The organism is Sphingosinicella ginsenosidimutans (assembly GCF_007995055.1).
Taxonomy (GTDB): Bacteria; Pseudomonadota; Alphaproteobacteria; order Sphingomonadales; family Sphingomonadaceae; genus Allosphingosinicella; species Allosphingosinicella ginsenosidimutans.
Genome location: NZ_VOQQ01000001.1, coordinates 2915136 through 2940444, shown reverse-complemented (window position 1 = coordinate 2940444; position 25309 = coordinate 2915136). Strand labels below are relative to the sequence as shown.

The 25309-nt window shown below is 68.0% G+C and carries 27 protein-coding genes, 1 tRNA gene, 1 pseudogene and 1 riboswitch; of the genes and pseudogenes, 10 read left to right on the top strand and 19 right to left on the bottom strand.

What is annotated here, in order from left to right; all coding sequences use genetic code 11:
- The first annotated feature begins 77 nt into the window (after positions 1 to 77).
- Entirely contained in the window at positions 78 to 1352 is a 1275-nt protein-coding gene (locus tag FRZ32_RS14680) for a hypothetical protein (RefSeq protein ID WP_158635955.1), read from the top strand.
- Between the two features lie 55 nt (positions 1353 to 1407).
- On the opposite strand, the gene FRZ32_RS14675 is transcribed toward FRZ32_RS14680, so the two are convergent.
- The 5 genes from FRZ32_RS14675 to rplJ all read right to left on the bottom strand — a co-directional run bounded on the left by FRZ32_RS14675 (position 1408) and on the right by rplJ (position 5719).
- Positions 1408 to 2553 carry a trans-sulfuration enzyme family protein gene (locus FRZ32_RS14675; RefSeq protein ID WP_147044200.1) on the bottom strand — a complete coding sequence of 382 codons (1146 nt, stop codon included), beginning with the start codon at positions 2551 to 2553 and terminating at the stop codon, positions 1408 to 1410.
- Positions 2550 to 3500, bottom strand: a complete 951-nt coding sequence (locus tag FRZ32_RS14670) for an alpha/beta fold hydrolase (RefSeq protein ID WP_147044199.1) — start codon at positions 3498 to 3500, stop codon at positions 2550 to 2552. The genes FRZ32_RS14675 and FRZ32_RS14670 overlap by 4 nt, the downstream gene beginning before the upstream one ends.
- Positions 3494 to 4444: a hypothetical protein gene (locus tag FRZ32_RS14665; RefSeq protein WP_158635954.1), complete on the bottom strand. Its 951-nt coding sequence runs from the start codon at positions 4442 to 4444 to the stop codon at positions 3494 to 3496. The genes FRZ32_RS14670 and FRZ32_RS14665 overlap by 7 nt, the downstream gene beginning before the upstream one ends.
- Positions 4445 to 4487: 43 nt before the next feature.
- A riboswitch (SAM-I-IV-variant riboswitch) is annotated at positions 4488 to 4599 on the bottom strand.
- Between the two features lie 160 nt (positions 4600 to 4759).
- Positions 4760 to 5143 (bottom strand): 50S ribosomal protein L7/L12, encoded by a 384-nt coding sequence (gene rplL / locus FRZ32_RS14660; RefSeq protein WP_147044197.1) that lies wholly within the window; start codon positions 5141 to 5143, stop codon positions 4760 to 4762.
- A gap of 60 nt (positions 5144 to 5203) precedes the next feature.
- A complete protein-coding gene (rplJ, locus tag FRZ32_RS14655) occupies positions 5204 to 5719 on the bottom strand; it encodes a 50S ribosomal protein L10 (protein WP_147044196.1) in 516 nt (171 codons plus the stop codon).
- A gap of 354 nt (positions 5720 to 6073) precedes the next feature.
- On the opposite strand from rplJ, the gene FRZ32_RS14650 reads away from it, so the two are divergent.
- From FRZ32_RS14650 to FRZ32_RS14635, 4 genes are all read left to right on the top strand, one after another.
- Positions 6074 to 6334, top strand: coding sequence for a DUF6894 family protein (locus FRZ32_RS14650; RefSeq protein ID WP_147044195.1), 261 nt, complete (start codon positions 6074 to 6076; stop codon positions 6332 to 6334).
- Positions 6331 to 7050 carry a Crp/Fnr family transcriptional regulator gene (locus FRZ32_RS14645; RefSeq protein ID WP_147044194.1) on the top strand — a complete coding sequence of 240 codons (720 nt, stop codon included), beginning with the start codon at positions 6331 to 6333 and terminating at the stop codon, positions 7048 to 7050. The genes FRZ32_RS14650 and FRZ32_RS14645 overlap by 4 nt, the downstream gene beginning before the upstream one ends.
- A gap of 9 nt (positions 7051 to 7059) precedes the next feature.
- Positions 7060 to 7308, top strand: coding sequence for a hypothetical protein (locus tag FRZ32_RS14640; protein ID WP_158635953.1), 249 nt, complete (start codon positions 7060 to 7062; stop codon positions 7306 to 7308).
- A gap of 167 nt (positions 7309 to 7475) precedes the next feature.
- Positions 7476 to 10313, top strand: coding sequence for a TonB-dependent receptor (locus FRZ32_RS14635; protein WP_243445317.1), 2838 nt, complete (start codon positions 7476 to 7478; stop codon positions 10311 to 10313).
- A gap of 79 nt (positions 10314 to 10392) precedes the next feature.
- Here the strand turns inward: FRZ32_RS14635 and rplA are convergent, their stop codons facing one another.
- Together rplA and rplK are read right to left on the bottom strand one after the other, a co-directional pair.
- Positions 10393 to 11088 carry a 50S ribosomal protein L1 gene (gene rplA / locus FRZ32_RS14630; protein WP_147044191.1) on the bottom strand — a complete coding sequence of 232 codons (696 nt, stop codon included), beginning with the start codon at positions 11086 to 11088 and terminating at the stop codon, positions 10393 to 10395.
- A 4-nt stretch (positions 11089 to 11092) separates the two neighbouring features.
- Entirely contained in the window at positions 11093 to 11524 is a 432-nt protein-coding gene (rplK, locus tag FRZ32_RS14625) for a 50S ribosomal protein L11 (protein ID WP_147044190.1), read from the bottom strand.
- Between the two features lie 382 nt (positions 11525 to 11906).
- Between rplK and FRZ32_RS14620 the strand changes: the two genes are divergently transcribed.
- Positions 11907 to 12539, top strand: coding sequence for a PilZ domain-containing protein (locus FRZ32_RS14620; protein WP_147044189.1), 633 nt, complete (start codon positions 11907 to 11909; stop codon positions 12537 to 12539).
- Between the two features lie 12 nt (positions 12540 to 12551).
- Here the strand turns inward: FRZ32_RS14620 and FRZ32_RS14615 are convergent, their stop codons facing one another.
- The 8 genes from FRZ32_RS14615 to FRZ32_RS14580 form a co-directional block, all read right to left on the bottom strand.
- Positions 12552 to 12848, bottom strand: a complete 297-nt coding sequence (locus FRZ32_RS14615; RefSeq protein ID WP_147044188.1) for a PspC domain-containing protein — start codon at positions 12846 to 12848, stop codon at positions 12552 to 12554.
- Positions 12849 to 13073: 225 nt separating this feature from the next.
- A complete protein-coding gene (locus FRZ32_RS14610; protein WP_147044187.1) occupies positions 13074 to 14087 on the bottom strand; it encodes an inorganic phosphate transporter in 1014 nt (337 codons plus the stop codon).
- Positions 14087 to 15205, bottom strand: coding sequence for a DUF47 family protein (locus FRZ32_RS14605; RefSeq protein WP_192901922.1), 1119 nt, complete (start codon positions 15203 to 15205; stop codon positions 14087 to 14089). The genes FRZ32_RS14610 and FRZ32_RS14605 overlap by 1 nt, the downstream gene beginning before the upstream one ends.
- A 94-nt stretch (positions 15206 to 15299) precedes the next feature.
- Positions 15300 to 15839, bottom strand: coding sequence for a transcription termination/antitermination protein NusG (gene nusG, locus FRZ32_RS14600; protein WP_147044186.1), 540 nt, complete (start codon positions 15837 to 15839; stop codon positions 15300 to 15302).
- Positions 15840 to 15910: 71 nt separating this feature from the next.
- Positions 15911 to 16105 carry a preprotein translocase subunit SecE gene (secE, locus tag FRZ32_RS14595; protein ID WP_147044185.1) on the bottom strand — a complete coding sequence of 65 codons (195 nt, stop codon included), beginning with the start codon at positions 16103 to 16105 and terminating at the stop codon, positions 15911 to 15913.
- 269 nt (positions 16106 to 16374) lie between these two features.
- Positions 16375 to 16450: transfer RNA gene (locus FRZ32_RS14590), tRNA-Trp, on the bottom strand.
- A gap of 71 nt (positions 16451 to 16521) precedes the next feature.
- Entirely contained in the window at positions 16522 to 18861 is a 2340-nt protein-coding gene (locus tag FRZ32_RS14585) for a putative bifunctional diguanylate cyclase/phosphodiesterase (RefSeq protein WP_147044184.1), read from the bottom strand.
- Between the two features lie 70 nt (positions 18862 to 18931).
- Entirely contained in the window at positions 18932 to 20680 is a 1749-nt protein-coding gene (locus FRZ32_RS14580) for a fatty acyl-AMP ligase (RefSeq protein WP_424141296.1), read from the bottom strand.
- Between the two features lie 143 nt (positions 20681 to 20823).
- Between FRZ32_RS14580 and FRZ32_RS14575 the strand changes: the two genes are divergently transcribed.
- The 4 genes and pseudogenes from FRZ32_RS14575 to FRZ32_RS15725 all read left to right on the top strand — a co-directional run.
- Positions 20824 to 21360, top strand: a complete 537-nt coding sequence (locus FRZ32_RS14575) for a regulatory protein RecX (RefSeq protein WP_147044511.1) — start codon at positions 20824 to 20826, stop codon at positions 21358 to 21360.
- A gap of 76 nt (positions 21361 to 21436) precedes the next feature.
- Positions 21437 to 22033, top strand: coding sequence for a cold-shock protein (locus FRZ32_RS14570; protein WP_147044183.1), 597 nt, complete (start codon positions 21437 to 21439; stop codon positions 22031 to 22033).
- Between the two features lie 48 nt (positions 22034 to 22081).
- Positions 22082 to 22456, top strand: coding sequence for an NADH:ubiquinone oxidoreductase subunit NDUFA12 (locus tag FRZ32_RS14565; RefSeq protein WP_147044182.1), 375 nt, complete (start codon positions 22082 to 22084; stop codon positions 22454 to 22456).
- Between the two features lie 3 nt (positions 22457 to 22459).
- Positions 22460 to 22852: pseudogene (locus FRZ32_RS15725) on the top strand (DUF2155 domain-containing protein); the annotation flags it as partial.
- A gap of 35 nt (positions 22853 to 22887) precedes the next feature.
- On the opposite strand, the gene aat reads toward FRZ32_RS15725, so the two are convergent.
- The 4 genes from aat to FRZ32_RS14540 form a co-directional block, all read right to left on the bottom strand.
- A complete protein-coding gene (aat, locus tag FRZ32_RS15610; RefSeq protein ID WP_147044181.1) occupies positions 22888 to 23619 on the bottom strand; it encodes a leucyl/phenylalanyl-tRNA--protein transferase in 732 nt (243 codons plus the stop codon).
- A 25-nt stretch (positions 23620 to 23644) separates the two neighbouring features.
- Entirely contained in the window at positions 23645 to 23986 is a 342-nt protein-coding gene (locus FRZ32_RS14550; protein WP_147044180.1) for an arsenate reductase family protein, read from the bottom strand.
- Between the two features lie 48 nt (positions 23987 to 24034).
- Complete coding sequence (locus FRZ32_RS14545) at positions 24035 to 24322, bottom strand: hypothetical protein (RefSeq protein WP_147044179.1); 288 nt, start codon at positions 24320 to 24322, stop codon at positions 24035 to 24037.
- A 103-nt stretch (positions 24323 to 24425) separates the two neighbouring features.
- A complete protein-coding gene (locus FRZ32_RS14540; RefSeq protein ID WP_147044178.1) occupies positions 24426 to 25307 on the bottom strand; it encodes an alpha/beta hydrolase in 882 nt (293 codons plus the stop codon).
- Positions 25308 to 25309 lie beyond the last annotated feature (2 nt).

Below are 25309 nucleotides of genomic sequence, written 5' to 3'. Positions count from 1 at the left end.
GTTGGCGTGGCACTGTCCAACGCAGATCGCGTGGCGAGGCGAGCCCTCCGGCCAGCGAAATTCGTTGTCGGCTCGATATGAAACAGAAACGCACCATGCTTCGCCCCGCGACCCTCGCGCTGTTCGCGTCCGTCGCTTGTTTCAACGCGCCAGTATTCGCGCAAAGCAGCGTTGCGGCACCGCCGCCCGTCGAGGTGGCGCCGCCGTCGCCGGTCACGAGCGCGCCGCCCGGGCCGCCGGTCGTCAATGTGACGCCGGCGCCGGTGCAGGCGAGTCCGGCCCCCAGGCCGGCCGTGACCCCTCGGCTCCAGGTCGCCCTGCCACCGGCAGAGGCGGAGTCGCCGCCCGCGCGCGTCGCAAGGACCGCCCCGCGAGTCCGCAGCGCGCCGGCGCGCGCGGCGGCTCCGGCCCGCGCCCCGGTTCGGGCCGCGCCGCCGCCGGTCGCGGACGCCGCGCCGGTTGAAGCCCCACCGCCAGCGGCAGAGGCGCCGGTCGCTGCGCCGCCGCCCGCCGCCGAGCCGGCCCCGCTCCCGGTCGAGGAACCGGCGGCCCCCGCGACGCAGACGTCCGCCCAGCGCATCAATCCGCTCTGGTACGGCCTGATCGCGCTCGCCGCGCTCGCCATCCTCGGGCTCTTCGTCTTCCGGCGCCGGCGCGTGGACGAGGCGGCGTACGACGAGCCTTATTACGAGGCGCCGGCCGCCGATGTCGCGGCTGATCCCGCGCCCTTTGTCGCCGATCCGGTGATCGCGGCCGAGCCGGTCCCGGTCGTTTCGCCCCGGCCGGTCGCTGCCGAGGCCGTTCCGGATCGGGCCAATGTATCGCTCGCCGCGCCGGACGCCGCCGATATCGAGGCGCTTGCCGCGACCTCGGCGCCGACCGAAGGCCGTCCGTGGATCGAGCTGCTGCTCCGCCCGATCCGCGCCGGTACGAGCCGCGAGGATGCGATCGTCCAGTTCGAGCTCACGGTCGGCAATACCGGCTCGGTCCCGGCCCGCGACGTGCGCATCTCGACCTGGATGATGGCCGGCGATGCGACGGACATGGAGCGCTCGCTGATCACTGCGCCGGCCGACGCCCGGGTTTCCGAGCTCGATATTCCCGCCGGCGACGGAACGAAGATCGAGGCCGAGATCGCGATCCCCAAGGCGGGGCTCGGGGACTCTGTGCTCCCGATCGTTGCCGCAGAGGCGCGTTACCGGCTGCCGGATGGGCGCGAAGGCCGGACCGCCGCGTCCTTTGCGATCGGCCGCGCCGACGAGGAAGGTTTGCATCCGTTCCCGGCCGATCGGGCGTCGGGCCTGCTCGAATCGGTGGGCGCGGAACTGCATGGCGAACCCGAGCGCGTGTAAGAACGCGCCGGTTGCGAGGAGAGGGCGGCGTCCGTCGGGGCGTCGCCCTTTTCGTTCAGATCGCGGCGAGGCCCCTGGCGAGATCAGCGATGAGGTCGTCCGCCGCCTCGATGCCGACCGAAAGCCGCAACAGGTCCGGCGCGATCCCCGCTTCCGCCTGAGCTTCGGGGGGCATGCCGCGATGAGTCATTGTCGCGGGCGTGCAGATGAGGCTCGAATGGCCGCCGAGCGAGGAGGCGAGGGTGATGAGCGCGAGCGCGTCAAGGAAGCGCGCGGCCGATCCCTTCACGCGGAAGCTCAGCATGAACCCCGGTCCGCCTTGCTGCCGCGCCGCAAGCGCGTGGTGGGGATGATCGGCAAGGCCGGGATAATGGACGATCTCGACCTCCGGCCGCGCCGCCAGCCATCGGGCGATGGCGGACGCGTTGGCCTCCTGCCGATCGATCCGGAGCGCAAGCGTGCGCGCCCCGCGAAGCGTCTCCCACGCATCGCGCGCCCCGGCATTGAGCCCGGCGGCGTTCGCCCACCAGTGCAGCTGCTCGACCAGTGCGGCGTCCTTGGCGAGCAACGCGCCCCCGAACAGGTCGCTATGACCGTTGATCGCCTTGGTGGTCGAGTGGAGGACAAGATCGCAGCCGAGCGCCAGCGGGGTCTGGCGCAGCGGCGTCGGCAGCGTGTTGTCGGCGATGACGAGCGCGCCGGCGGGCTTCGCAAGCGCCGCGACCGCGGCGATGTCGGTGATCCGCATCAGCGGGTTGCTCGGCGTTTCGATCCACACCAGGGCCGTCTCGCGCGCGAGCGCCGCCGCCACCGCGTCGAGATCGGTCATGTCCACGAACGTGGCTGAAAGTCGGCCCTGATCTTCCAGCCCGCGGATCAGCCGATAGGTCCCGCCATAACAATCGTGCGGCGCGACGACATGCGCGCTCGCCGGCACGAGCAGCAGCGCGAGCAGCGCCGCAGCCTGTCCGCTCGCCGTCAGCGCGCCGCCGGCCGCGCCCTCCAGTTCGGCGAGCACGTCCACCAGCATGTCGCGATTGGGATTGACCGTCCGGCCATAATCATAAGCGGGTTTGTCCTCCGCGCTCGGCCAGCGGAACGTGTCGGAGGCCCAGAGCGGCGGGGTCAGGCCGCCGAGCGCCGGATCGGCGTCGGGCCGGGCGCTGGAGAGGATCGTGGCCGGATCGCGCTTGTCGGTCATTCAGCCTCCAGAAACGGCCCGATGAGCGCGCCGAGCCGCGCTGCATCCTTGAGGAACATGTCATGGCCCCACAGGCAATCGAGAATGTGGAGCTCGGCATCGGGAAGAGCCGCCGCAAGCTCGCGGCTTTGTTCCGGCGGCACAAGCCGGTCGCTCGAAGCGCCGAGAACGAGCGTCCGCGCGGCGATGGCGGAGGGATCGACGCGATGCCGGTCGATCGACCCCGACAGGCTCAGGAAACGCTGTGGAGACATCACCTCGCCATAGGCGTCGCCGCGCGCGCGCAGATAGGCCCCCGGCGCGGAGATGCTGAGCGGATCGGCGGCGGGAATGCCGCCTGCGAAGCGTTCGGCGAATTCCTCATGGGTGCGGTAGGTGGTCATCGCGAGCCCGCGCGCGATCGACTGCGCCTCGGCGCCTCGGCCTGTTTCGAGGCCGAGCGCGACGATCCGCCGCTGGATCTCGCGAATGGCGGTCGCCGCCGGATGCGGCGCGGCTGGGGCGGAGATGATCACCAGCCTGTCGACCAGCTCGGGCCGTGCCTCGGCCAGCGCCAGCGCGATCATCCCGCCATAAGAGGCGCCGATGATGCTCGTCGGCGCGCCAACGCCCGCCGCCTCGATCGCTGCGGCGAGGATTTCGGCTTGGTCGTGGGTGGTCGGCGCGATCCGGCCGCTTTCATCCGCGGCGAAATCGAGGCCCAGCACAAGATGCCGTTCGGGATCGACTGCGAGCCCGGGCCCGACCAACCCTGGCCACCAGCCCATCGAGCGATAGCGGCCCGCGGCGACGAAGCGGTCCGCGGAAATGCCGCCGAGCGCGACGATCAGCGGCCCGGCGCGATTGCCTGCGATGCGGGCGCGCGTGCTCGTGCCGAGATGGGCGAGATGCGGCGGGATCGGGACATCGATGTCGATCGCCGCCTGTTCGGCGCGGGTCATCAGCATCGGGCCGCATCCCGCACTCGACACAGATCGCCGATGATCGCCTCCGCGGTCGGGGCGCCCCCGGCACCCCGTCCGGCGCACTGGAACACCTGACCGTCGCGCGTGGTCACGCGGGCGGCGTTCCACTCGCCGGGAAGGGCAGGGATGCCGGCGTTCGCGGCCGGGCGCAGCGCAACCTCCGCGCCATCGCGGCTGAGCCGCGACACCTGGATCCAGCGGGTCCCCTTGATCCTAGCGGCGAACTCCGGATCCAGCGCTTCCGTCCGGACCGCGACGGTTGCCGGATCGTCCCCGAAGGCCTCGGCGGCGACCAGCTTCAACTTCGCGGCCGCATCATGGCCCTCCAGATCGCTCGACGAATCCTCTTCGGCGAATCCGGCCGCGCGTGCCTCCGCGAGGGCGGTCTCGAAATCCGAGCCCTGAGCCAGGCGGTCGAGGACGAAATTGACGGTGCCGTTGAGCACCGCCGTCACTTCAACGATCCCGCCCGCGGCGCGCGCGGAGGCGACGGTTTCGAGCACCGGCGCGGCCCCGCCGACCGCGGCGGCGTAACGAAGAGTCCCACCCGATTCGGCGACGAGCGCGGCGAGCCGCGCGTGCGAACGCGCAACGACGCGCTTGCTCGCGCTGACGACGTGGCGCCCCGTGGCGAGCCATTCGATGCTCAAGCCTTCGCCCGTCGAATCGCAGGAGAGAACGTCGACAAGGATGTCCGCATCGGTGGCGAGGAAGGCCGCGCGATCGCTGGACACGGGGCAGGGGGGCGCCACCGAGCGCTCGCGGGCGGGATCGCGCACCAGGATCGCCGCGATCTCGAAACCTGGCTCGCGCTCGAGCCGGCGGGCGAGCGCCTGGCCGACGACGCCATAGCCGGCGAGCGCGATGCGCCATGTGCGGCCTGGTTTCGGGACAGGAAGATCGAGTGTCTGGGCGGCTGGCAACATGAACGCGTCCTTCGTCTCGTTTCGCGAGGGACGGTGCTGCCGAAGGACCCCGTATGATTGCCGGTCCGGCCGCATCGTCCCCCGCCTGGGGAACCGCCACCTTGCCCGGGAGGGCAGGTTGGCGTGGGCCCGAAAGCCCACTCTTGATGCACGAAAAGCGCCTTAGCGCGATCCGATGGAGGTTTCCTTAACGGCCGCGCGGCGCGGCGGTCAAGGCCCCAACGAGAAAGGGCGGCCCCGAAAGACCGCCCTTCCGCATTTCCGTCCCCGGCCAGGCCGGGGCCAGCTTCCGTGCGCCCCTTCGGGCGCAGCGGATTACTTGAGCTCGACGGTGCCGCCGGCTTCCTCGATCTTCTTCTTGATCTCTTCGGCCTCGGCCTTGGAGACGCCTTCCTTGATCGGCTTCGGCGCGCCTTCAACCAGGGCCTTGGCTTCGCCGAGGCCGAGGTTGGTGATCGCGCGCACTTCCTTGATCACGTTGATCTTCTTGCCGCCGTCGCCGGTGAGGATGACGTCGAACTCGGTCTTCTCCTCAGCAGCCGGAGCCGCGCCACCGGCGCCGCCGGCGGCCGGGCCGGCAACCGCGACAGCCGCGGCGGCCGAAACGCCCCACTTCTCCTCGAGCGCCTTCGCAAGGTCGGCGGCTTCGAGAACGGTCAGCTCGGAGAGCTGATCGACGAGTGCATTGATGTCTGCCATTTTAAGTCTCCATGTGCGGGGCGCGTCGGCCCCAAAGGGTTCAGTTCAAACGAGGATAGGTCAGGCGGCGTCCTTGGCGGCATAAGCGCCGAACACGCGGGCCAGCTTCGCGGCCGGAGCGTTGACGACCTGCGCGATCTTGGTGCCCGGGGCCTGGATAAGGCCGATGAGCTTTGCGCGCAGTTCATCGAGGCTCGGCAGCTCGGCGAGCGCCTTCACGCCGTTCACGTCGAGGAGGGTGTCGCCCATCGCGCCGCCGACGATCTCGAGCTTGTCGTTCGTCTTGGCGAAATCCACCACGGCCTTGGCCGCGGCGACGGGATCGGACGAGGTGGCAAGCGCGGTCGGGCCGTTCAGCATCTCGCCGAGCGGCTGGTAGCGCGTGCCCTCCAGGGCGATGAGGGCGAGCCGGTTCTTCGCGACCTTGTAGGCGGCCCCGGTCTCGCGCATCTTGATCCGAAGCTGGGTGGACTGGGCCACCGACAGCCCGAGGTTACGGGTGACGACCACCACGTTGGCCTCGGAGAACGTCTGCTTGAGCGCCGCGACCGCTTCCTGCTTTTGAGCGCGATCCATAGCTACTTCCTTCACACTCGCCCGCCGGACCATCCGGCGGACGCATTTTTGCGGCGCGCGGGAAATCCCGCGCGTCACGAGTCCGAAGGGGAGGGGTTGCAGCCGGAAAGCTCCGGCAAACCCGCCTCGGCATCGCACGCCGGCCAGCGGTACAAATCTCTTCCCCGTCTAGGCTGGAGATTAAGGGCAAGCCCACCAGCGGTCTCGGACGGAACGCAAAGCGGGCGGACCCGCCATGCGAAGCGGCGCATCTACAGATCGCCACGCGAAAGTCAATTCCCGTGCGACCGCGCCTGTGGGAACCGTGCGGACGTCGCGCCGTTGCTTGAGGACGTCCAACGCCGGAGCCCGATGATGCCGCGCTACCACCTGCACGTCTACAACCGCATCGGCCATGTCCTCGACGAGGAGGGAATGGAGCTCGCCGATCTCGCGGCCGCGCGCGAAAAGGCGCTGGAAGGCATCCGCGCCATCATTGCCGAAGAGGCCAAGACGGGGCGGATCGATCTGGCCGGCCATGTCGACATCACCGATGGCGCCGATGCGCTCGTCGCCACCGTCGCTTTCCGGGACGCGTTCGACCTCACTCTGGGCAACGAGGGGGCGGGGTCGTGATCGAAAAGCTCCTTCTCAAGCTCCGCGCGCGCGATTCACTGAGCCCCGTCGAGGAGACGGCCCTGCGCGAAGGCATCGCCGAGGTGCGCGATTACCCGGCGGACAAGACGTTCGTTCGCGAGGGCGAGCTGCTGAACTTCTCGACCCTGCTGATCGAGGGGCTGGTGTGTCGCTACAAGGATCTGTCGGGCGGCGAGCGGCAGATCGCCGCGATCCATGTCCCCGGTGATTTCGTCGACCTGCACAGCTTTTCACTGAAGCGCCTCGACCATTCGATCATGACCTTGAGCCCGTGCAAGGTCGGCATCGTCCCGCATGATCGCCTGACGAAGATCACGGAGACGTTGCCGCACCTGACCCGGCTCCTGTGGTTCTCCACCAATGTCGATGCGGCGCTCCACCGCGAATGGGAGCTGTCGCTCGGCCGCCGCGATGCGCTCAGCCGGACCGCGCACCTGTTTTGCGAGCTGCAGGCGCGGCTCGAAGTGGTCGGCATGGCTGAGCCGGACGGCTACGATCTGCCGTTGACCCAGACCGAGCTCGCCGAATGCCTCGGCCTCACCAACGTCCACGTCAATCGCACGCTCAAGGTCTTGCGCGAGCGCGGCCTGGTCGATTTCCGCGGTCATCGGGTGACGATCCAGGACCGGGAGGCACTGGAGCAGGTCGCCGAGTTCAACCGCGCTTTCCTCTACCTCGATCGCCGCGTCTTCTGACGCTTAACCATGTTAATGCGCCATGACCTCCAGCCGGTGCAAACCACCGCCATGCGCGGTTCGGAACAGGGTACGATCGAGAGGGCGTTCGAGCTGGCGCGCACCGGTCAGGCACGGTCCATGCCGGCGCTCCGCGCCTTGCTGATCCGCGAGGGGCATCTCGACGTGCAGCACCATCTTTCAGGCAGCCTGATCCGGCGGCAACTCCGCATCCTGATGGACCAGGCGCGCGACGTGCGCTCGCCCGCGGAGGCCTGAAGCGGCGCAGGATCGCACGTCTCCGATCCCAGGTCCGGCAAGCGGATACATCGTCTGATACAATTTGCGACCAAGTGTCGCGATGCCGGACGTAGTTTCGGGACACTCGCCATGCAATTGCAGCGGGACTGGTGAGGCGAGATCCGATGGTTGTGCGTATTTCATTGATGGCCGCGCTGCTCCTTGGCGCCGCGCCGGCCGCGCTCGCCGCGCAGAGCCAGCCGCCGCCTTCGCGCGAGCCGGGCGTCAACCCTCCCGCCGGCGAAGAAGGCGACGACGAGGCCGATCAGGAGATCGTCGTCACCGGCGCGGTGCGCCGTCTCCCCGGCGCGGTGATCGGTGATATTCCGCCCGAGCTCCAGCTCGGTCCCGCCGACATCCGATCCTACGGGGTCAGCACGGTCACGGATCTGCTCGCCGAGCTCGCGCCGGAGATCGGCAGCGGCCAGGGACGGGGCGGGGAGCAGCCGGTGGTGCTCTTGAACGGCCACCGGATTTCCGGCCTGCGCGAACTCCGCGACGTCCCGACCGAGGCGATCCTGCGCGTCGACATCCTGCCGGAGGAGGTCGCTCTTCGTTACGGCTATTCCGCGACCCAGAAGGTGGTGAACATCGTGCTTCGTCGCCGCTTCCGCGCGGTGACGCTAGAGGCCCGCGCGGGGACATCGACCGAGGGCGGCGGCGAAAGCGGCCAGGGGGAAGCGACCCTCGTGCACATTCGCGGGGACAACCGGCTCAATCTTTCCGTGCAATATCAGCGCAGCGCGCCGTTGCGTGAAAGCCAGCGGGACATCGAGCCGACGTCGCCTGACCTGCCGTACGACTTCCGTGGCAACGTCACCGGGATCGGGGGTCCGGACAGCGAGATCGATCCGGCACTGAGCCTGCTTGCCGGCGAGACGGTGACGATCGCGGGCGTGCCCGGCCCCGATCCTTCGCTCGCCGATTTCGTCGGCACCGCCAATCTCGCCAACACCAGCGATCTCTCACGCTTCCGCACGCTGCGCCCGCTCGGCGATCAGCTCCAGCTCAATGCGGTCTGGTCCCGGCCGCTGTCCCGGCACATCTCGGCGACGTTCAACGCGAGCTTCGAATCGACCGGCAACCAGTCGCTGAACGGCGTGCCCGAGGCGGCTCTGGTCCTCCCCGCCGGCAATCCCTTCTCTCCCTTCGCCACCGATGTGGCGCTCGACCGCTATGTCGAGGGCCTGCTGCTCACCCAGAATGTGGGAACCCAGACCGCCCATGCCGCCGCGACGTTCCAGGGGGATATCGCGCGCTGGCATTGGACGCTCACCGGCAATTACGATCACGTCGTCAGCCGGACCCGGACAGTGCGCGGCATCGATCTATCGGGATTCCAGGATGCGCTCGACGCCGGCGATCCGGGCGTCGATCCGTTCGGCCCCTTGCGCGCGGGCTTCCTCGGGCCGCTGCTGATCGATCGGGCCCGGTCCGTTTCCGACACCGGGAACGTCCAGCTCATCACCAACGGCAATCTGGCCGAGCTGCCGGCGGGCGCGCTTTCGACCACGGTCAAGCTTGGCGCGTCGACACTCGGCTTCGCTACCAGCTCGATCCGCGCGGGTGTCGTCCGTTCGGCCGATCTGTCGCGCAACGACGCAAGCGCCCAGGTCAGCGTCGACGTGCCGCTCACCAGCCGCCGCCGCCATTTTCTGGAGGCGATCGGCGATCTATCGGCCAACTTCAATTTCTCGGCGGACCGGATTTCCGATTTCGGCACGGTGACCGATCTCGGCTACGGCCTCACCTGGAAGCCTGTCAGCCGGGTGACTTTGCTCTGGTCGATGAGCCGGGAGGAGGGGGCGCCGTCCGTCCAGCAGCTCGGCAATCCGCAGGTGCTGACGCCGCAGGTGCCGGTCTTCGACTTCACGACCGGCCGGACGGTCTTCGTGACCCGGCTCGATGGCGGCAATCCGGGCCTTTCCGCCGATCGCCGGAATGTCTTCAAGCTCGGCCTCAACGCCAGCATCCTCGATCGCCCGCGGCTCAATTTCACCGCCAACTATGTCCGCACCCGCACCGACAATGCGATCGCGAACCTGCCGGCGGCGACCGCGGCGATCGAGGCGGCCTTCCCGGACCGCTTCATCCGCGGCGACGACGGCGAGCTCGCCGAGATCGACAACCGACCGGTCAACTTCGCGCGCGAGCGGCGCGACCAGCTGCGCTGGGGCTTCAACATTTCCGTACCGCTGCGCGCCTCGGCGGCCGAGCGGGCTCGGCTCATCCAGACCTTCCGCTCCGCCTTTGCCGGCCGGTCGCGAGGCCGGCCGGGTGGGCCGGAACGCCGGGCCGGCGGGGAGGCGGCGGCGGCGCCGGCCCCCGGCACCGGGCCGGCTGCGTCGTCAGGCGGCGACAGTGCGGCGCCGGGACAGGAAACGCAGCCCGGCGGCGCGCGCGGTGGTGGTTTTGCGGGGCGCGGCGGGGGTTTTGGAGGCCGGGGCGGTGGTTTCGGGGGGCGTGGCGGTGGTTTCGGCGGCCGCGAGGGGATCGGCGCGGGCCGGCTGCAGTTCGCGGTCTATCACAGCTGGATTTTCCGCAACGACATCCTGATCCGGCCCGGCTTGCCGATGCTCGACCTGCTGAACGGCGATGCACTGGGCAGCTCCGGCGGCCAGCCGCGGCACCAGATCCAGGCGCAGGCCGGTTATTCGAAGGGTGCCTACGGGGCGCGGCTCAGCCTGGATTGGCAGAGCGGAACGACCGTGAATGCCGGCCCCGGCAATCCCAATGGGGATCTGCGCTTCTCCGATCTCGCGACCGCGAACCTGCGGCTGTTCGTCGACATGAGCCAGATCGGCAGCCTCGGCACGCGCAGCTGGGCGCGGGGCCTCAGGTTGTCGCTGTCGGTCAACAATCTGTTCGACGGGCACCAGCGGGTGCGCGACGCCAACGGCAATACGCCGCTCAGCTTCCAGCCGGATTATCTCGACCCGGTCGGCCGCGAGATCCGCTTCACCGTGCGAAAATTGTTCTTCTGACCGTCGCGACCCGGCGGAGATGAAAAAAAGGCCGGAGCGTTGCCGCCCCGGCCTTTTTTCATGTCGATTGAGCGTCGCCTCAGGCGCTGGCGACCTCGGCCACGTCGACCTTGAGGCCCGGCCCCATGGTGGAGGAAAGCGCGACCTTCTGGACATATTTGCCCTTGGCGCCGGTCGGCTTCGCCTTGACGATCGCATCGACGAAGGCGTCGAAATTCTTGCGAAGATCGGCCTCGGAGAAGCTCGCCTTGCCGATGCCGGAATGGATGATCCCGGCCTTTTCGACGCGGAACTCGACCTGGCCGCCCTTCGCGGCCTTCACCGCCTCGGCGACGTTCGGGGTGACGGTGCCGAGCTTCGGGTTCGGCATCAGCCCCTTGGGGCCGAGCACCTTGCCGAGCCGGCCGACGACGCCCATCATGTCCGGCGTCGCGATGACGCGGTCGAAATCGATCGTGCCGCCCTGGATGGTCTCCATCAGGTCTTCGGCGCCGACGATGTCCGCACCGGCGGCCTTCGCCTCATCGGCCTTGTCGCCCTTCGCAAAGACAGCGACCCGCACCGTCTTGCCGGTGCCGGCCGGGAGCGTCACGACGCCGCGGACCATCTGGTCGGCATGGCGCGGATCGACGCCGAGGTTCAGCGCGATCTCGATCGTCTCGTCGAACTTGGCGGTCGCATTGGCCTTGGCGGTCGCGATCGCCTCGTCGACGCCATAGAGCTTCTGCGTGTCGAGCTCGGCGAGCTTCTTCGCCTTCTTGGTCAGCTTCGCCATCTCGTCAGCCCTCCACCACGTCGAGGCCCATCGCGCGGGCGCTGCCTTCAATGATCTTCGTCGCCGCCTCGATATCGTTGGCGTTGAGATCCTTCATCTTGGTCTCGGCGATCTGCTGGAGCTGCGAGCGCTTGATCCGCCCGGCGCTCGCCTTGCCCGGCTCCTTGGAGCCCGACTTGATGTTCGCCGCCTTCTTGATGAGGAAGCTGGCCGGCGGCGTCTTCGTCTCGAACGAGAAGCTGCGATCGGCATAGACGGTGATGATGGTGGGGATCGGCATCCCCTTTTCCATGTCGTTCGTCGCGGCGTTGAACGCCTTGCAGAACTCCATGATGTTGACGCCGCGCTGGCCCAGGGCAGGGCCGATCGGCGGCGACGGATTGGCGGCGCCCGCAGGCACCTGGAGCTTGATATAGCCCGTGATCTTCTTCGCCATGTGTCACTCTCTAGTTCGGCCGGGCGCGCCGCAGGGGCATGCCCGTCCAAGGTTCAAGTCGAGCGGTCCAGACGGCGGCCCCGCGAGGCGCGCCTCCCGCAATGCTTTCCAGGCATGTCGCGTGGAAGGCGCGGCCCATAGCGCAGAGCGGGCGTCGACGCAATTCCCCTTCGCCAGGGGAACGCGATCGTCCGGCGAAGTCATGCAAGCAGATCGCGGCTTCGCGCCAAGACGCCGCCGTCATTTCGTAGATGCAATAACAATCCCCGCAATATCCGCATGTTGAGCGATAATCTTTGAATGACCGAACCGATCTAGATTTCATTCGGGGCCGCGTCTTAATCTGGCACGAGGTCAGGCCGTGGCCCGAGGGGAATGGATCATGGCCGAGGCGGCACTGGACGAACCGACCTACAGCTTTTCAGACATGGTGCCCGCGCCTGAGCGCCGCCATGACGAGCGCTACACGACCACCATGCGCGTCGGGACGATGAAGACCGAGCGCGGGCGGGAGCTCTGCCTCGTGCGCAACATTTCGTGCGGCGGCCTTCGCGCGCGCGTCTATGGCGACGTGCCGGTCGGCACCCATGCCGAGATCGAGCTCAAGAGCGGCCAGAGCGTCGCCGGCGAGGTGATCTGGGCCGAGGATGACGAGATCGGCTTGAGGTTCGACCGTCCGGTCGATGTTGCCGATGTCCTGTCGACCGCGACCGCCGCCGCCGAGGGACAGCGTTCGCGCCTGCCCCGGATCGAGATCCGCCGTTTCGCAACGGTCCGCTGCGGCGTGCGCGTGCTTCGCGGGGAGACGGTCAATCTTTCGCAAGGCGGCGTCAAACTTTCCCTGCCGGCCATGCAGATGCCGCCCGAAGAGGGAGCCGCGGTGGTCGTCGCGATCGCCGGCCTCGACCCCGTCCCAGGCACGGTGCGCTGGTCGAGGGCGGGGGAGGCCGGCGTCGAGTTCAACAGCCTGATCCCCTTGAAGCGCCTCTTCGCCTGGATCGGCGGCGAAGGCTGACCGGCGCGCGGTTCAGGCCGCGATCGCCAGCTCCTCACCGACCTCGGCGGCCTCGGCGGCCGGCGAGGCGGCCGGCGCCTCCGCCGCGGTCACGGCCCGACGCGGAGCCGGCGCGATCAGCCGCGAGGCGAGCACGACGACGCCAAGGCCCAGATAGGCGGCGATGGCGCCGACCGGGCTGAAGAACAGGGCGACGGCGAAACCGACGCGCAGCCAGTTGCCGCTGAACCCGAAATCTTCGCCGATCGCCTGGCAGACGCCGAGCATGGTGTCTTCGCGGGTGAAGAGGTTGGACTGGCTGGCCGACATTGGTGGAACTCCCTGGCGTGGTGGGCGGACTTGCCCGATGCCAATCCCATCAGCAGAAGCCGTGCCAGATCCACAAAAGCGAATATTATCAATCAGTTATGGAAAAGACGGGGAGGCGGACCCCTTCGTCCGCCAGGAATTTTCGCTAAAAATTGGCAAATCCCGCCAGATCGCGGGCCGGACATTGGCCGGAATCGGACAATATCGTCCGTCGACGGCCGATGGTCAGAACAGCTGCGTCAGATAGTAGAAAAGCGCGCCGACGGCTCCGGAGGCGGGGATCGTGATGATCCAGGCGATGACGACATTGCCGGCGATCCCCCAGCGCACCGCCGAGGCACGGCGCGCCGTCCCGGCGCCGACCACCGCGCCGGTGATGGTGTGGGTCGTCGAGACCGGGATGCCGAGCCACGAGGCGCCGAACAGCACGACCGATCCGCCGAGCGACGCGCTGAATCCCTGATGCTGCGAGAGCTTGGTGATCCGCGATCCCATCGTCTCGATGATCCTCCAGCCGCCGCTCAGCGTTCCGAGCGCCATCGCCGCGTAGCAGCTGATCGCGACCCAGTGCGGCACTTCGAAATTCCCGTGGAGGTAGCCGGTGGAATAGAGGAGGACGGCGATGATCCCCATCGTCTTCTGCGCGTCGTTGAGCCCGTGGCTCAGCGAATAGGCGCCGGAGGAGACGAGATGGAGCGCACGAAACGCGCGTTCGGCCCCGCCATAGCTCGCCCGACGCATCAGCCAGCTGGTGATCAGCATGATCAGCATGGCGAGGATCATGCCGAGCATCGGCGACAGCACGATCGCGATCAAAGTCTTGTTGAGCCCGATCCACTGGATGGAGCCGAGGCCTGCATGGGCGACGCCGGCGCCGATCAATCCGCCGACGAGCGCATGGCTGCTGGAGGAGGGGATGCCCTTCAGCCAGGTGACGACATTCCACGTCATCGCGCCGGCGAGCGCGCCGAACACCACTGCGGGCGTCACCAGATCCTTCTGCACCAGTCCCTGGCCGATCGTGTCGGCGACCTTGTGGAGGCTCGGGAAGCTGACCGTGAGGAAATAGGCGGCGCCGTTGAACATGGCCGCGAACAGGACAGCGTGGACCGGCTTCAGCAGCCGCGTGGCGACCACCGTCGCGATCGAATTGGCGGCGTCATGGAGACCGTTCAGGAAATCGAAGGCGAGCGCGACCGCGATCAGGCCGATCAGCAGCGGAAGGGCGAGATCGTGCATCAGGCGTGATCGATGACGAGGCCGTCGATCTCGTTGGCGACATCCTCGAACGCATCGACGATCCGTTCGAGATGCTTGTAGACCTCGCGATGGACCGAAAAGCGCAGCGGATCGACCGGGCCGAGCTCCTTGTAGGCGCGCTTGAGGCCGGCGGTATGGATTTCGTCGGCGTGGCTTTCCATCCGCACAAGCCGTTCGGTGAGCTCGTGGAGCCGCGTGCCGTTGCGGCCGACGTCGCGCAGCAGCGGCATCGCCTCGGCGGTCAGGCGGGCGGCATCGACGATGATGGCGGCCATGTCCTTCATTTCCGGCTCGAACGCCTTCACCTCGTAAAGATCGATCGCCTGGACCGTCGCCTGCATCTCGTCGATCGCGTCGTCGAGCGCGCCGATCAGGCCGATGATCGCGCCCCGATCGAACGGGGTGAGGAAGGTGCGGCGGACGGTCTGGAGCACCTCGCGGATGATCTCGTCGGCGTCATGCTCGCGCTCGATCACCTCGCGGATATGTTCCGCGCTGCCGTCCTGGAGCAGCCGCGCGAGCGCGTCGGCCCCGGCGACGACAGTCACCGCATGCGCCTCGAACAGGTCGAAGAAATTGCCGGTCTTCGGCAGCAGCCTTTGAAACCAAGCGAACATATGCCCCACCTTCGATCCTTGCGCGACGGCCTGGAGGAGACCGGTGCGCTGCGTTGCCGCCCTGAATTCCGATTGTCCGAACGAGCGGATCAGATCGCGCAGGTCCGGCTCGTCGACCGCGTCGGCGGCGTCGGCGAGGCTGAACCAGCGCCGCTCGCGCTCGTGCTGCTCCTTCCACTGGTCGAGCTCGCCGCTTACCGCCAGCGGGAAGACGTCGACGTCGATCAGCAGGGATGCGCCGCTGCGCCGCCGCTTGCGATAGCGATAGGAGCCCAGCGGCACCGGGCAGACGAGACCGAGGACCCCGGCCTCCTCTTCCGCCTCGAGCGCGGCGGCATTGTGCGCATGGAGCCCCGGCGCGGGATTCCCCTTGGGGATCACCCAGCGCTTCGCCTCGCGCGAGGTGATCAGCAGGATCCGCACCGGCGAATCGATCGCGTGACCCTCGGTCTGGTACGGCAAGGCGGCAATCTGGCGGATGACGGCGCTCCGATCGTCTCGCTGGCGCGCTTGTTACAATGTCGTCGCGGCCGGTCCAACCGTTTCGCGAGCGCGCGCCAGGGATCCCGATCCGCTACTTGACCCGTTCGACCTGCTCGAACTCGAGCTCGACCGGCGTCGCGCGACCGAAGATCGAGACCGAGACCTTGACGCGTCCCTTCTCGAAATCGAGCTCCTCGACGAGGCCGTTGAAGCTCGCGAAGGGACCGTCGAGCACCTTCACGTTGTCGCCGATCTCGTAATCGACGCTGACCCGGGTCTTGGGCTCGGCCTTGGCGGCCTCGTCCTTGGTGTTGAGGATGCGCGCGGCCTCGGCGTCGCTGATCGGCTGCGGCTTGCCGGACGAGCCGAGAAATCCCGTCACCTTGGGCGTGTTCTTGACCAGGTGATAGACGTCGTCGTTCATGTTCAGCTTGGCGAGAACATAGCCGGGGAAGAACTTGCGGTCGCTCGTCACCTTCTTGCCGCGGCGAACCTCGGTCACTTTCTCGGTCGGCACCTCGACACTCTCGACCAGCGCGTCGAGGCCCATCCGCGTCGCCTCGGCCATGATCGAATCCCGGACCTTGTTCTCGAAGCCGGAATAAGCGTGGATGATGTACCAGCGGGACATGGTGTCGTGCTTCCTGTCTGTCGTCTGCCTCCGCTGCCTTCGGGCAGGGAAGCAAGGTGAGGGCCTGCGCTTTAGCTCAGCAGGCTCAAGAGCTGGTGGACGATCGCGCCGAAGGCGGTGTCGACCGCGAAGAAGAAGAGTGCGAGGATCGTCGTCATGATGACGACCATCAGCGCCGTCATCACCGTCTGCTTGCGCGTCGGCCAGACGATCTTCGCCGCCTCGATCTTGACCTCGTTGATGAACTTGCCTGGACTGAATGCCACCTGTCGTGCCTTCTCGCTTCGAACCCTCTCGGGCCCGCAGAAACCGCAAGCCGCCTACATAATCGCGCGCCCGGCGAATGCCAGAGCGCGCGCTCGCCAGCCGGCCGCACCGGGCAAGGGCCCGCTGCCCCGTCCCCAAGGACCGGTGCCGCTTCCACCCATGCCGGATTGAGCGGGGCTTTTAGCGACATGCGCAAAGCCCGGCAAGAGGGCGCCGGCGCCGCCGGACCATCGCCGCGCGCCGTCCGAAGAAGGCGGATGCGGAAGAATGGCAGGAGTGGAGGGACTCGAACCCACGACCCTCGGTTTTGGAGACCGATGCTCTACCAGCTGAGCTACACTCCTGTGCCCAAGCGCGCGCTCCTAGACGGCGGGCGGCGGGGGCGCAAGGGGTGGCGCGCCCGGTCGCGCGGCGCTCAGGCGGCGGCGAGATTGCCGGCCGCGCCGAGCATCGCCCTGGCGGTCGACCCGGAAACGGGGCGGGAGAAGATATAGCCCTGGATCCGGTCGCAGCCCAGGGCGCGGACCAGCTTCAGCTGCTCCTCGGTCGCGACGCCCTCGGCCACCGTCTTCATGCCGAGGCTGCCGGCCAGCGCGACGACGGCGCGGATGATCGCGGTGCTCTCCGAATCCTGCGTCGACACGGCCTGGACGAAGCTGCGGTCGATCTTGAGCGTGTCAAAATCGGCCTTCCGCAGATAGCCGAGCGAGGAATAGCCGGTGCCGAAATCGTCCATGCCAAGGCGGACGCCGAGGCTCTGGATCTGCTGGAGGATTTTCTGCGTCGTCCCGGTGAGCTCGAGAAAGACCGTCTCGGTGACTTCGAGCTCCAGCCGGTGCGGCTCGATCCCCGCCTGGGTGAGCGCCGAGACCAGGGTGACGATGAACGCCGGATCGCGAAGCTGGCGTGGCGAGACATTCACCGCGATCGAGATGTCGCGCGGCCAGCTCGCGGCCTCGCGGCACGCGGTCCGAAGCACCCACTCGCCGATCCGGCCGAGCATCCCGGTCTCCTCGGCGATCGGGATGAACTTTTCGGGAGAGATCTGGCCGAGCTCGGGATTGTTCCAGCGCAGCAACGCCTCGAAGCCGCGGATCTTGAGCGTGCCGGCATCGACGATCGGCTGGTAGGCGAGGCTGAACTCGCCGGCATCGGCGGCGGTATGGAGCGCGATCTCGATCTTGCGCCGCTCCTCGGCCTCGAGGTGGAAGCTCGGATCGAAGAAGCGGATATCGTTGCCGCTGCCGTCCTTGGCCTTGTAGAGCGCGAGATCGGCGCTGCGGATCATTTCCTCGACCGTCTCGCCGTCCCTCGGCCCGATCGAAACGCCGATGCTGGCGCCGATGAACAGCCGCTGCTCGCGATAGAGGAAGGGACCCTGGAGCGCGCCGACCAGCGCCAGGCACAATTGTTCGATCTCGTCGCGGCTTTCGACCTCGGGGACGACGATCGCGAACTCGTCGCCGCCAAGCCGGCCGGCGGTCATGTCGTCGGCGATCGAGGCCTCGAAGCAGCGCGCGACCTGCTTCAGCAGATGGTCTCCGGCAACGTGGCCGAGCGAATCGTTGATCGTCTTGAACCGATCCAGATCGACGAGCAGGACGGCGCATTCATGGCCGCGGGCTCGGGCCGCCGACAGCGCGCTTTCGAGATTGTCGAGCACCTGCAGGCGGTTGGGCAGGCCGGTGAGCGCGTCGTGGCGCGCCATGTGCGCGATCCGGTCGGCCGCCAGGCGGGCTTCGGTGACGTCCGATCCGACGCCGTGATAGCCGGTGAAGCGCCCTTGCTTGGTGAAGATCGGCCGCGCGGAGAGCTCGATCGTGCGGCCGTTCTTGCCGAAGGGGAAGGGCAGGGCGATGTCCGAGAAGGGCTCGCGCCGCGCGATCGCCGCCTCGATCGCGGCGAGCGAGCGGCGGGTCGACTGATCGGTGCGCGGGACGGTCTTCAGAAGCTCGGAGAAATCGAGGCCCTCGATCTCCTCAACGCTGCGGCCGATGGCACGGGCGAAGCGGGCCGAGACGTTCTGGAAGGCGAGCGCGTTGTTGGTATGCCAGAGCCAGTCGGCATCGGAGCTCTCGAATTCGCGCAGGAGCAGGCTGACCGTCTCCTCGCGCTCCTCGAGCGCGATGTCGAGGCATTTGCGCTGCAGGAAGGCGCGGCCGTTGACGAGCACCATGCCCATCATCGCAAGCGTGTAGATCGGGCCGATGGCGACGACGATCGGCGATCCCGAGGTCGTCAGCATCTTCGTCACCGCGACGCCCATGATGAGCACATAGGGGGCTGCGGCCGGGGCGACCGGCGCGAAGACGAAGGTGGCGCCGGCCATCATCGTCGCGGTGATGACGCAGATTCCGAGCTGCTGCCCGTGATTGGCATATTCGAACAGATACCGCGCCGGAAACGCCCAGACGGTCCCGAAGAAGACCGTGTGATAGGCGGCGCGATTGAGCGTCTTGCGGGGGAGCGAATGGATCTGGCGGCCGCGAAGTTTCCGCTTGTTCTGAACGATATAGACCATCAGCAGCGCGAGAGCGAGCATCCAGGTCGCGATCAGGGCCGGCGGCGCCTGGCCGGCGAGCAGATAGCAGATCAGGAGCGCGTTGAAGGTCTGGCCCCAGGCCGCGATTTCCATCGCGCGGCTCATGTGGCGAAGCTGCGCGGCGCGCACGCGACCCCAACCGCGAACGCCGTCCGGCGCCTTGCGGTTTGCGACGACCTGCCAGTCGAGTTTGGGCAAGCTCTGTTCGGTCATGGCGCTCCGACGAACGCCATATTCTCAAAAGCGTTAGGGAAGGGTTATCCTAACTGGTCGCACGATGCGGTTACGCGGCGATGTCGTAGGTCTCGATCTCGCCCGAGAGATAAAGGTTGCGGGCCTTGGCGCGCGACAGCTTGCCCGAGCTCGTCCGCGGCAACGATCGCGGCGGAACCAGCTCGATGACGCAGTTCATCCCGGTGATGGCGCGCACCCGCTCGCGAATGAGGTCCTTGAGCTTGCCGCGCTCCTCCGGATCGGACGTGCGGCACTGGACGAGCACCGCCGGCGTCTCCTCGCCGCCCGGCGTGGTGATCGCAAAGGCGGCGATGTCCCCGGCCTTGAACCCCGGCAGCTGCTCCACCGCCCATTCGATGTCCTGCGGCCAGTGGTTCTTGCCGTTGATGATGATCATGTCCTTGGCACGGCCGACGATGTAGAGATAGCCGTTCGACATGTAGCCCATGTCGCCCGTGTCGAGCCATCCGTCGCCGTCAAGGCAGGCCCTGGTCGCAGCCTCGTCGCGGAAATAGCCGACCATGACCGAGGCGCCGCGGCAATGGACCTTGCCGATTTCGCGCTCGCCGAGCGGGCGTCCGTCCTCGCCGCGTATCTCGACCGTCATGTCGCGCACCGGACGGCCGCAATTCACGACGGCGCGGTAGCGCTGCGGCCGATCGCGCTCGCCCGCGGTGCCGCCCGCGAGCAAAGTCTCCTCCACCGTCTCGACGACGATTCCCTCGCCCGGCGGCATGATCGAGACGGCGAGCGTCGCCTCGGCAAGGCCATAGCTCGGCAGGAAGCTCGACGCCCTGAACCCGGCCGGGGCGAAGGTGTCGACGAAGGCCTGCATGACATCGGGCCGGATCATGTCGGCGCCGTTGCCCGCAACCCGCCAGCGCGACAGATCGAAGCGCTCGGCGACGTCCAGCTGGCTCGACACGCGTCGCGCGCAGATGTCGTAGCCGAAGGTCGGCGAATAGCTCATCGTCGTGCCCTGGTTGCGGCTGATGAGATCCAGCCATGCCAGCGGACGGCGGGCGAAATCCTCGGTCTTCAGATAATCGACCGACATCTGGTTCGCGACGGTGGAGAGAAGGCAGCCGACCAGGCCCATGTCGTGATAGAAGGGCAGCCAGGAGACACCCCGATCGGTCGGCCCCATCTTCATCCCGTGGCTGTGCGCCGCGAGGTTGGAGAGCAAGGCGCGATGGGTGATCGCGACGCCATGCGGGAATCGCGTCGATCCGCTCGAATATTGGAGATAGGCGATGTCGTCCGGCTGCGCCTCGGGCAGCGGCCCGCGCACCGCTGGCTCGGCGCCGAAGGCGGTCCAGTCGAGCCCGGCCGCGCCGAGCGACTTGGCCGCTTCTCCCGCCATGCCGGCCAGTTCGGGCGGGTAGAGGAACAGCGTCGGATCGGCGCTGTCGAGCTGGACCGTCAGCTGATCCACATAGGCCTCGCGGCCCCCGAACGAGGTCGGCAGCGGAAGCGGCACCGGCCACGCCCCCGCGTAGAGCGCACCGAAGAAGAGGGCGACGAATTCAGGCGAGGTCTCGGCGACGAGCGCGATCCTCTGCCCGGGGGCGACGCCGCGGGCGATCAGCCGGGCGGCATTGTCCAGCGCATCTTCGCGCAACTCGCCATAAGGGTAGGCGCGCACGAGCTTGCCGCGCGCGTCGTGGAAATTGAGGCCGCGCACACCGCGGGCGGCATAATCCAGCGCCTCCGGCATCGTCGCGAAATCGGCGAAGCGGCGAGGCAGATCGTCATGGGTCGGCGTGGGCTGAAGCCCTGCTGGGGTGGCCATCGTCATCGGCTTCTCCCGGCCTTCAAGGTCAAGCACGTCCGGCTGAATCCTCATCAAGGGGGTCAAGCGCCCCGAAATTGCTGTCCAGCGAGTCCCTTAAAAGACGAGGCGCGTTCATAATCCGGCTCGACTATGGCACAAACATGGCGATGACGCACCGTCGCAACGCTCGGCAACGGCCGCCGCTGGACCCAGCGACGCTGGAGCGCGCGGCGTTGCGCTATGCCGAACGCTACGCGACGACGCGTGCGAAACTCGCGGCTTATCTTGAGAGAAAGCTGCGCGAACGCGGATGGGCGGAGGCCGAGCCGCCCCGGATCGACGCGCTGATCGCGAAAATGGCCGATCTCGGCTATGTCGATGACGCCGCATTCGCAGTCGCCCGCGCGGCCTCGCTGGGTCGGCGCGGATATGGCGCGCGCCGCGTCGCCCAAGCGCTGAAAGCCGCCGGCGTCGGCGAAGAAGACGGCGCCGAGGCCCGCGCCAGCGCAAGAGAGGGCGCCTGGGACGCCGCGCTCAGATTCGCGCGCCGCCGCCGAATCGGGCCTTTCGCGGAAGACGAATCGGATCGCGAGGGAAGGGAGAAGGCGCTCGCGGCCATGCTCCGCGCCGGCCATTCCATCGGCATCTGCCGACGGATCGTCAGCGCGCGCCCCGGGGAAATCCCGGAGGAAGACGCCGCGTGAATGGCGACGGTTCACAAATCCCAAATCCATGTTAGTTTTACGGTAGTTTCAACTGCAACACCCGGGTCGATTTGCGATGACGTCGCGCCAGGAGGCGGCTGGTTTTACGGCTGTTCCCGCTGAAAGCGGGTCCGCGGCGCATGAGGAGGACGACGACGGGCTGCTGCGGATGAGCGGCGCGATCAAATGGTTCGACGCCACGCGTGGCTTCGGCTTCGCGGTGTGCGAGGGCGCGAGGGGCGACGTCCTCGTCCATTTCAGCGTGCTCAAGGAGCATGACCGGCGCAGCCTGCCCGAGGGCGCACGGATCGAGATGCTCGTCGCGGATCAGGAGCGCGGGCTCCAGGCCCGCAAGGTGCTGTCGATCGACCTCAGCCAGGCGGTGGTCCCGGAGCTCAACCGCCAGTCGGTCGCACCCGGCGCCGACCGGATCGATCCGGCCGCGCTGCTCGACGAGGCGGGGCCGTTCGAACCGGTCAAGGTCAAATGGTTCAACCGCCTGCGCGGTTACGGATTCCTCGTCAGGCCGGACGACGAATCGCAGGACATTTTCGTGCATATGGAAACGGTGCGGCGCGGCGGGCTCGGCGATCTCGTTCCCGAACAGCCGCTGCGCGCCCGCGTCGCCGAGGGGCGCAAGGGGCCGCTCGCGGTCGAGGTCGAGGCCGCCTGATCCGCCGAGGCTTGCGCGCGAGGCGCCATCGGCGCTAGGCGCCGACATATGGGCTTCTTCAAGAATCTCTTCACCTGGTGGGAAGGCGCGTCCCTGGGCACGACGTTGTTCAGCTGGCGGCACGGCGTCACCGTGGGCGAGGACTCGAACGGCAACGTCTATCGCGAAGGCGCCGGGCGGCGCTGGGTGATCTACAATGGCTCCAACGACGTCAGCCGCGTGCCGCCCGACTGGTATGCCTGGCTGACCCGCCAGATCGACGACGTGCCGGAGCGCGCGCTTCCGCCAGCGCCCAAGTTCCTCAAGGATCCGATGCCGAACCTCACCGGCACGCCGTTGGCCTATCGCCCCTCAGGGGCGCTGGAGCGCGGCGGGCATCGCGCCCGCGCGAGCGGGGACTATCAGGCCTGGACGCCCGACTGAGACATGGCTTCGCGCCGGACTTTCGCGCTTTGCGTGGGCCTTGCCGCGCTCGCCGCCTGCGGGCCCACCGGCGCGCCGGTCCAGAATGCGGAAGGCAATGAGGAAATCGAGACCGTCGACATTCCGCAGACGGCGACCCGCGAGCCGGCGGGGACGACGCCGATGGCGCAGCGCGTCGCCGTGCTCGGCCTGCTCAACAAGCGCACCGGCGCGACCCGCGACCTCACGCTGCGGCCGGGCCAGTCAGTGCGGGTCGGCGACGTCATCGTGCGGCTGCGCGCCTGCGAGACGACCGCGCCGTGGGAGGTCCAGCAGCTGACCGGCGCCTTCGTCCAGGTCGACGTGCGCAACCCGCAAGGCCAGTTCCAGCGGATCTTCTCCGGCTGGCTCTACAAGGAATCGCCCGGCCTGAATGTCGTCGAGCACCCGATCTACGACGTCTGGGCCAAGAGCTGCGCGATGACGCATCCGGAAGGCGGCACGCCGGCGCCGGCCGCATCGGGCGCGCGGGCGGCGAGCAATTCGTCGAGCGCGTCGAACGAGGCGGCGCCTTCGCCCGCGGCCGCGACAGCATCGCCGGCGGCTCCAGCGGAGGGGGCGTCTCCGCCAACGGCTGCCGCCAACAGCGAGAGATAATCGTCCTGCGCGACCTCGATCGCGCCGAGGCTCCTCAGGTGGCCGGTCATGAACTGGCAGTCGAGCAGGATGAAACCGCCGATCCTGAGGCGCGCGACGAGCCAGGCGAGCGCGACCTTCGACGCGTCGGTGACATCCGAAAACATGCTCTCGCCGAAAAAGGCGCGGCCGAGGCGGACGCCGTAGAGGCCGCCGACCAGCCGGCCTTCGTCCCATGTCTCGATGGAATGAGCGAAACCGCGGCGGTGCAGAACGCCGTAGCTCTCCTCGATCTCCGCATTGATCCAGGTTTCGTCGCGCCCCGCGCATCGCAGCACGACTTCAGCGAACGCCCGGTCGCGAGTCACTTCGAAGCGATCGGATTTCAGTGTCTTGCGAAGCGATCTTGAAAGATGGAATCGATCGAGCGGAAGGATCGCGCGGCGGCGGGGTTCGACCCAGTAGACCTCATCGGCATCGCGGCTGTCGGCCATCGGGAAGACCCCCGCGGCATAGGCGCGCAGCAGCATTTCAGGGTCGATCGCCATCGCTGCCGCCGGACCTGCCCTCCCGCTAGAGTATCTCGTCCGCCTTCTCCAGCGGCCGGGCCAGCCGGACGCCCTTTTCGGTTTCGACGAGCGGTCGTTCGATCAGGATCGGATCGGCGGCCATGGCGTCGAGGATCGCAGCGTCGTCGGCGCCGCGCGCGACCAGCGCTTTCGCGCCGGCCTCCTTCATCCTCAGCCCTTCGCGCGGCGTCATGCCGGCACGGTCGAACAGCCGTTCCAACTCATCGCGCGTCGGCGGCGTCTTGAGATATTCGATGACGGAGACGTCGGCCCCGGCCTCGCGCAAATGCGCCAGCACCTTGCGCGAGGTCGAGCAGTTCGGGTTGTGCCAGATGGTCGCTTTCATGCCGCCCCTATGCACGAGCGGCCGGGGCAATCCAACCGGCTTCGGTGCCTACCAACAGCGCCAGACGCGGCGGTGATGACGACCCCAGCGCCAGCTGCAATTGCGGTAGAAGCGGTTGTTCCAGCGATACCAGCCATAATGCGGGCCGCGTACGCCGTGCCACACCGGACCGTACCAGCCGGGGCCGGCGACACGGCGTTCGCGCCATCGGTTCCAGCCGGGACCGCCACGATGGTGGCGGTCGTAATAGCCGCGCTGTGCGCTCGCCGGGCTCGCCGGAATGGCGATGAGCGATGCCGCGACACCCGCGGCGGCGATCATTGGGAGCAGTTTCATCTCGCTTACCTCCAAACGGAAATGCGCCCTGTCTGGAGTGGTTTACGTTTGGGAAAAGCGACGGTTCCGGCGATCGCGACGGCCGGTTTCATGCTTGCCGCGATCAGTGGGGGGCTGTCGCCCGCGCGCGGCCGTCGAGCCAGCCGCCGTCGGCGAGCCAGTCGGCAAGACGATCGGGCCAGTGGATCACCGAGAGTCGGTTCGATTCGTCGATGTTGAAGGCGTGGCCGGCCTCCGCATACATGTGAAGCTCCGCCGAGACGCCGGCGAGGCGAAGCTGCTCGTAGAGCTGGACGGTCGGGGCGGCGCAGCACGGATCGCGCGAGCCGGCGACCAGGAAGGCGGGCGGCGCATGGTCCACCGCCCGCGCAGGAACGCCGAGCGGGCCGGGAAAGACGAGGATCTGGAAATCGGGGCGGGCGTCCGCGCGGTCGATCGCATCGCGCGCCGGGTTGAGGCCTGGATCGGGATTGTCGGCGATCAGGCTCACCAGCTCGCCGCCGGCGGAAAAGCCCATCACCCCGATCCGATGGGGATCGACCCCATAATCGCCGGCATGGGCGCGAACGAAGCGCACGGCGCGGCGGGCATCCCCGGCGGCGTCGCGCTCGATCGTGTAGGTCGAGCCGGCCTCGCGCGCGAGGCGGTATTTGAGGACGAAGACGGTGATGCCCATCCGGTTGAGCGTGCGCGCGACGTTCAGCCCCTCGTTCGTCCAGACGAGCAATTCGTGCCCGCCGCCCGGAAAGACGATCACCGCCGCGCCATTGGCATGGCCCGGATCGGGCGCGAACATGGTCACGCTGGGATCATGGATGTTGCGGACCCAGTAATCCTGCGCGACTTCCGGCTCATGCGCGCGCGCTTCCGATCCGGGCGCGCCGCTGGGCCAGAGTGGCAGCGTCACGCCATGCTGCGGCACGAACTGCGCTGCGGCGGGGGCGGCGAGAATCAGCAAGGCGACAAGGACGACACGGCGCAGCATCG

Coding starts and splice junctions, on each gene's coding strand:
- rplK (WP_147044190.1), bottom strand. CDS start 11,524: ATGGCGAAGAAGATCACGGGCTATATCAAGCTCCAGGTGCCTGCGGGC.
- FRZ32_RS14675 (WP_147044200.1), bottom strand. CDS start 2,553: ATGACCGACAAGCGCGATCCGGCCACGATCCTCTCCAGCGCCCGGCCC.
- rplL (WP_147044197.1), bottom strand. CDS start 5,143: ATGGCAGACATCAATGCACTCGTCGATCAGCTCTCCGAGCTGACCGTT.
- FRZ32_RS14575 (WP_147044511.1), top strand. CDS start 20,824: ATGACGCACCGTCGCAACGCTCGGCAACGGCCGCCGCTGGACCCAGCG.
- FRZ32_RS14550 (WP_147044180.1), bottom strand. CDS start 23,986: ATGAAAGCGACCATCTGGCACAACCCGAACTGCTCGACCTCGCGCAAG.
- FRZ32_RS14545 (WP_147044179.1), bottom strand. CDS start 24,322: ATGAAACTGCTCCCAATGATCGCCGCCGCGGGTGTCGCGGCATCGCTC.
- FRZ32_RS14650 (WP_147044195.1), top strand. CDS start 6,074: ATGCCGCGCTACCACCTGCACGTCTACAACCGCATCGGCCATGTCCTC.
- FRZ32_RS14620 (WP_147044189.1), top strand. CDS start 11,907: ATGGCCGAGGCGGCACTGGACGAACCGACCTACAGCTTTTCAGACATG.
- nusG (WP_147044186.1), bottom strand. CDS start 15,839: ATGTCCCGCTGGTACATCATCCACGCTTATTCCGGCTTCGAGAACAAG.
- FRZ32_RS14565 (WP_147044182.1), top strand. CDS start 22,082: ATGGGCTTCTTCAAGAATCTCTTCACCTGGTGGGAAGGCGCGTCCCTG.
- FRZ32_RS14615 (WP_147044188.1), bottom strand. CDS start 12,848: ATGTCGGCCAGCCAGTCCAACCTCTTCACCCGCGAAGACACCATGCTC.
- FRZ32_RS14570 (WP_147044183.1), top strand. CDS start 21,437: ATGACGTCGCGCCAGGAGGCGGCTGGTTTTACGGCTGTTCCCGCTGAA.
- FRZ32_RS14580 (WP_424141296.1), bottom strand. CDS start 20,680: ATGACGATGGCCACCCCAGCAGGGCTTCAGCCCACGCCGACCCATGAC.
- FRZ32_RS14540 (WP_147044178.1), bottom strand. CDS start 25,307: ATGCTGCGCCGTGTCGTCCTTGTCGCCTTGCTGATTCTCGCCGCCCCC.
- FRZ32_RS14635 (WP_243445317.1), top strand. CDS start 7,476: ATGGCCGCGCTGCTCCTTGGCGCCGCGCCGGCCGCGCTCGCCGCGCAG.
- aat (WP_147044181.1), bottom strand. CDS start 23,619: ATGGCGATCGACCCTGAAATGCTGCTGCGCGCCTATGCCGCGGGGGTC.
- FRZ32_RS14585 (WP_147044184.1), bottom strand. CDS start 18,861: ATGACCGAACAGAGCTTGCCCAAACTCGACTGGCAGGTCGTCGCAAAC.
- FRZ32_RS14640 (WP_158635953.1), top strand. CDS start 7,060: ATGTTAATGCGCCATGACCTCCAGCCGGTGCAAACCACCGCCATGCGC.
- FRZ32_RS14610 (WP_147044187.1), bottom strand. CDS start 14,087: ATGCACGATCTCGCCCTTCCGCTGCTGATCGGCCTGATCGCGGTCGCG.
- rplA (WP_147044191.1), bottom strand. CDS start 11,088: ATGGCGAAGCTGACCAAGAAGGCGAAGAAGCTCGCCGAGCTCGACACG.
- FRZ32_RS14665 (WP_158635954.1), bottom strand. CDS start 4,444: ATGTTGCCAGCCGCCCAGACACTCGATCTTCCTGTCCCGAAACCAGGC.
- rplJ (WP_147044196.1), bottom strand. CDS start 5,719: ATGGATCGCGCTCAAAAGCAGGAAGCGGTCGCGGCGCTCAAGCAGACG.
- FRZ32_RS14670 (WP_147044199.1), bottom strand. CDS start 3,500: ATGCTGATGACCCGCGCCGAACAGGCGGCGATCGACATCGATGTCCCG.
- FRZ32_RS14680 (WP_158635955.1), top strand. CDS start 78: ATGAAACAGAAACGCACCATGCTTCGCCCCGCGACCCTCGCGCTGTTC.